3 protein-coding genes and 1 pseudogene are annotated in these 5,488 nt (G+C 66.4%); 3 read left to right on the top strand and 1 reads right to left on the bottom strand.

What is annotated here, in order from left to right; genetic code table 11:
- The 3 genes and pseudogenes from Q7T09_RS11560 to Q7T09_RS11550 form a co-directional block, all read left to right on the top strand.
- The coding region (locus Q7T09_RS11560) for an AGE family epimerase/isomerase (RefSeq protein ID WP_304699820.1) at nt 1-1,124 on the top strand (1,124 nt) is incomplete at its 5' end.
- A 582-nt stretch (nt 1,125-1,706) separates the two neighbouring features.
- Nucleotides 1,707-1,925 (top strand): annotated as a pseudogene (locus Q7T09_RS11555) (chemotaxis protein); the annotation flags it as partial.
- Between the two features lie 463 nt (nt 1,926-2,388).
- Complete coding sequence (locus tag Q7T09_RS11550; protein ID WP_304699818.1) at nt 2,389-4,869, top strand: ATP-binding protein; 2,481 nt, start codon at nt 2,389-2,391, stop codon at nt 4,867-4,869.
- Between the two features lie 329 nt (nt 4,870-5,198).
- Here Q7T09_RS11550 and Q7T09_RS11545 read toward each other — a convergent pair.
- Nucleotides 5,199-5,488, bottom strand: a 290-nt coding sequence (locus Q7T09_RS11545) for a hypothetical protein (RefSeq protein ID WP_304699816.1), incomplete at its 5' end; no start/stop codon positions are given.

Below are 5,488 nucleotides of genomic sequence, written 5' to 3'. Positions count from 1 at the left end.
GCTTCATGGCGCCTGCAAACGATTTCACGTCTCTGCGCGAGGCGGCTGACTGGTACGACGACTGGCTGCGCATGCATGCCCTGCCGCTCTGGTGGAAAGTCGGGGCCGACCACGTTCGCGGTGGCTTTCTCGAAGCCCTGAGCCTGGAGGGCGAGCCGCGGCCAGCTCCGCGCCGTGGGCGGGTCCAGGGACGTCAGATCTTTGCCTACGCGCAGGCAGGCATGATGGGGTGGGATGGCCCATGGCGGGAGGCGGCCTGGCATGGGGTCGACTACATGCTGGCGCACTTCCAACGTGAAGACGGTCTCATCCGCACGCTCGTCGGCGTGGAGGGCGAACCGATCGACGAGACGGCCATGCTCTATGATCAGGCCTTCGCGATCCTGGGCCTCGCCACCCTGCACCGGGTCGATCCTGGCCGCATCGACCTTGTCGCCGAGGGCGGCAAGATCCGGCACGGCCTGCAATCCATGCGGCACGTCCATGGCGGCTTCCGGGAAAATATCGCCCAGCCCTTCCAGGCCAACGCCCATATGCACCTGCTCGAGGCGGCCATGGCTTGGGGGGAGGCGGGGGAGGCCTCCTGGGACGCCATGGCTGATGAGATCGTCAAGGCGGCGTTGACCACCTTCATCGATCCGGCGGGTGGCTTCCTACGGGAATTCTTCGACGAAGAGTGGCGGCCAGCCGTCGGAGACGAGGGGCGTCTGGTGGAACCCGGTCATCAGTTTGAGTGGGCTTGGCTGCTTGAGCGGTGGGGCCGCCAGCGTGGTCGCGGCGACGCGCGAGCGGTAGCCCGACGCCTTTTCGCTATTGGACGCAAAGGCGTCGACCCGGTCCGTAGGGTCGCGGTCAACGAGCTTTGGGACGACCTCACCCTGCGCGACGGCACGGCGCGGCTATGGCCGCAAACGGAACATCTGAAGGCGGCTCTGATCCTGGAGGATCTCGACGCCGCCCTAGAGGCGGCCAATGGATTGAGGCGATACCTCCAGACGCCGTGCGTCGGCGTGTGGCGTGACAAGATGAATTTGGATGGCAGCTTCCAGGATGGGCCAGCACCGGCCACGTCCCTCTATCACCTCATCACGGCCTGTCAGAGTTTGGCTGCTAGTCAGGTCTGACCGGAATCCCTGTTTTCTGTCGCTGAAGGATCGCTGTGAGATGCGATCCTACTGGCGAAACCCCTGCGCGTCGCAGGTCGATGCAGATTTGAGGCCTGGGGTCTTCAGCCACCCAATCGCGGCCAGGAGGTAGCTCCGATCCCGGCCCAGCGGGGAGACGTGGGTGGCACCATCGGCGTCGAGGACCCAGCCTTGACACGCCCGCCGGGCCGGCGCCGCCTGGGCCGTCCGCCATGCCCTGTCAGCTGGGTCGGTGGGAGCGAGACTGGCCACGATCACGGCGGTGGGCGTTGTCGGGCCTACCCCGCCGATTTCCCTTAGCCGTCGTAGGCCAGGCAGGATCTCTAGGACCTCATCGCGGGCATTCTCCAGATGCCGGGGGGAGGTGAGGGCGGCCCACTTGTGGTGCGCCGCTGGATCTTGCAGTCCGATCGCGTCGATCATCGGTTGGACCACCAGCGGCGCTAGACCCATGCGCCCGCCGATCGCCGCCAGGCGGGCTTGGATTTCCTCATCCTGTAGGTCCGACATCACCAAGGGTTCGTCGAGGTCGTCGCTACCGACGCCATCGACATACAGCACAGCCACGCTGCCGACGACCTGTCCAAGCGCACAGAACAGCAGGCGGCGAGTCTGGAGGAGACGGCGGCTGCGCTCGACGAGATTACCGCCACCGTGAAGCGGACGGCCGAGGGCGCCAACCACGCCAGGGCGACCGTGGCCGAGGCCAAGACCGCGGCCGAGCGCAGTGGGGACGTTGTCGCCCGAGCCGTCGCCGCGATGGGTCAGATCGAAGCCTCGCCGCACCCGCCCACTTCGCAAGACTGGCAAAGGCTGGATTCACACGGTCATCAACGACGATCACCATGCCCGGATTGGCGTGAACGACGAGTTGCTTCAGCTTCTGAAAATCATAGTTCGCGGTGAACAGGTCGACCAGAGTGACGCTCGGTCTAGCGACCGTGCTCTGGCGATAGCGTGACGCTCGAACAGGACGTTCGGCGAGCCGCGAGGGTCCCATGACGGGGTTCAGCCGCTGCGCCTTCGCAGCGCCATCGCGAGCATTTTCGGTGTCTACGGAGGGGCGGTTTGATGGGCATCAACTCGGGCCCGAGCAAGGCTCAATGCGTCGCCGCGCGCGCGGGCCTAGCCTGACCGGGACGCGCGACCGACAGGAGACGGGGGCCACGGCCTTCGGCGCAACGGCGGGTTCAGACCCTCCTGCATCTGAATGCTCCCTTCGGGCGAGCCGGAGGGCCAAGACATGCGGCTGAACCTGCGGACCGGCGGTCGACTGGCCCTGGGTTTCTGCGCCATCGTCGTCCTGATGGTGGTGGCCGTGGGCGGTCTGTTGCCGCTCGTCCATGACTCGGTTCGTCGTGTGAGCCTGGGGGACGAACTCCGCGCGCCGACGGCGATCACGGCGCTGCGGCTGTCCAGCGCCACCGTGTCTTCGGCCAATGCGCTGCGTGGCTACATCATCACCCATGATCCATCGATGCGTCGTGACTGGGCCCGGCAGTGGGACCGTATCGACAAGCTGAGCGCGGCGATGAATGAGCTGGCGCCTGGGCTCACCAGTCCAGAGAGCCGGGCCGCCTGGCGCGAGCTGTCCCGAATCCTGCCCAAGCTGAAGGCCGCCCAGGCCGCCACCCTTGAGGCCGCCGAGCGTGGAAACACCGCGGCCGTGGAGAGGGTCTTCAGGACAGACGTCCTGCCCCTCTTCCGCCGGTCCCAGGCCTTGCTGGTCGGCCAGACGGGTGACGCCGGTCTGGCCGGCGCCCAAGGCGCGCTGCTGTCGTCGGATCTGCAGACCACGCGCCGCCAGATGCAGCGGGTCGAGGTGCAGATCGCCTTGAGTCTCGCCGCTCTTGTGGTGCTCGCTGGACTGGCGGGATGGCTGACGACCCGCAGCATCACCCGACCCTTGCGACGTCTGAACGACGTGCTTCGGCAAATGGCCAGGGGGCGGTTCGATGTCGAGGTTTCGGGCGCAGACCGGGTGGATGAGATCGGCGATATCGCTAGGGCCGCGGAGCGGTTTCGCGAGGACGGGATCGAGAGGCGCAGGCTGGAGGCGCAAGCCGCCGAATTTCACCAGCACCTCGAAGACAGGCTCAAGGAGATGGAGACCGCCTTCGAGGCTTCCGGCCGAGAACAGAGGCTCGTCGTCGAGGCCGCGGCGTTCGGGGACATCAGGGCGGCCCTGGAGCGATCCGAGCGCGCCGAGCAGAGCCTGCATGTCGCCGTCGATATCGCCGATCTGCACGTCTATGAGGTGGACTATGCGCAACGCACCTTGACCAAGCTGGGCGCCGCCGACTCCTTCCTCGGTCAGGGCCAGACCTACCAGGCCTTTGCGCGCGATCCGTTCGCCCTGATCCATCCTCTGGATCGCGAGGCGGCGATCGCCGCTTGGCAAGCTCATGAGGAGCTTGGAAGTCCCTTCAATATCGAGTGCCGAATCCATCGCGAGGACGGACAGGAGGTTTGGGTGCGCTCGGCCGCGTCGCTGAAGCGGGACGCCGCCGGCAAGCCGGTCCGCCTGATCGGCGCCCTCCAGGAGATCACCCACCGCAAGCTCGCCGAGTTCGATCTCATTAGCGCCCGTGACGCCGCGCGGGCGGCCAATGAAGCGAAGTCCAGCTTCCTGGCCGCGATGAGCCACGAAATCCGCACGCCCCTGAATGGTATCCTGGGTATGGGGCAGGTGCTGTCCAAGGAGCCTCTGAGCGACCGCCAGCAAGGGCAGGTGCAGATCATCCTACAGTCTGGCGGGATCCTGCTCAGCCTGCTCGACGACCTGCTGGACATCTCCAAGATCGAGGCCGGCAAACTGACCCTTGAGGCTGGCGAGGTCGATCTGGCCGAGATCGTCCGTTCCGCCCAAGCGAGCCTCACGGTCCTGGCGGCGGAAAAGGACGTGGCGGTCTCCTGCCGGGTCAGTCCAGAGGCGGAGGGGCGATTCCGCGGAGATTCGACCAGGGTCCGGCAGATCGTCAACAATCTCTGCTCCAATGCTCTGAAGTTCACCGACCAGGGTCAGATCACGCTCGAGGTCTCAAACCCCGACGGCCAGCTTCGGCTGGTCGTCCGCGACACGGGGATCGGCATCTCGGCGGCGAAGCTCGGCGAGCTGTTTCAGAAATTCACCCAAGCCGACCCGTCGATCACCCGAAAGTTCGGCGGTACCGGGCTGGGACTGGCGATCTCTCAGGAACTGGCGCGCCTGATGGGGGGCGAGATCACGCTTGAGAGCGAGGAAGGTGCCGGTTCGACCTTCACCGCGCGGCTGCCCCTGGTTCGCCTGGCGGATCAGGTGACCGCGACGCCGCGAGCCGAGCGCCCGGACGACGTGGCGTTGATGGCCGCCGACGATCTCCGCGTCCTCGTCGCGGAAGACAACCCAGTGAACCGGATCGTCATCCAGGCGATCCTTGAACAGGCCGGGGTCACACCGGTCGTGGTCAATGACGGCCAGGAGGCCGTGCAGGCTTGGCGGACCGGGACATGGGATCTGATCCTGATGGATGTGCAGATGCCGGTCATGGACGGGATCACGGCGACGCGGCTCATTCGCCAGGAAGAGGGCGGGCGGACCGGGGCGCCGACCCCGATCCTCGCCCTGACCGCCAACGTCATGACCCATCAGCAGGACGCGTATCGGGAGGCGGGCATGGATGGCGCGGTCGCCAAACCCATCGACCCGGCCAAGCTGCTGACGGCCATGGACGCCGTTTTGTGAGGCTGGTGATGGCGCAGGGCCTCAAACTTCCGGCGAGCTCTCATGCGGTTGGAGTGGCGCTCGGCGGCCTCCGGCCGGCCATAATGGCGACGCGATCCTCGAAGCTGAGAGCCGGCAGGTCGGGCGAGCGTCACTGCGGCGGCTTCCGGCGATGCTGATCGGCGCGACCATGACGATCGTCAGCCCATCGGCAGCGCGCCGATGCGACAAGATGATCGCGCAGGGGCGCGGGTAGCGGGCGTTGTCACGGCCCCGGTCGCGTTCTCGCCGCCAGAGATAGTTGAACCGAATGACCAGGCCGACTTCCGGCTTCGGAAGGGGCACGGGACCTATTCGGGCAGTAGAGCGTCGAGGTGGTCATGCGCGGGATCGACGCGCGCTTCGGCGAGCGCCGCCAGCGACTCCGCCGACAGCTCGTGGGTCCATTGGGCGCGGGTGGCCAGGCTCTTGAGCCGTACGAATTCGTCGTAGTCATGCTTCGACATCAAGACCTCGGTGACGCGGTTGTGGTGCGTCACGGCGACGGGCTCTCGTTGAGCCGCTTGGCGGTAGCGTGAGAAGCGCTTGGCGATTTCGGTTGCTGTGACTTCGAGCATGGCGATCTCCGTAGCCCGGAAAA

Source organism: Phenylobacterium sp., from assembly GCF_030645195.1.
Lineage (GTDB): Bacteria > Pseudomonadota > Alphaproteobacteria > Caulobacterales > Caulobacteraceae > Phenylobacterium.
Note: the sequence above shows the minus strand (reverse complement) of the source record. Positions and strands in the feature narration are given on the sequence as shown.

Excerpts from the sequence above, each read along its gene's own strand:
- Q7T09_RS11550 (WP_304699818.1), top strand. The coding sequence starts at position 2,389 with ATGCGGCTGAACCTGCGGACCGGCGGTCGACTGGCCCTGGGTTTCTGC.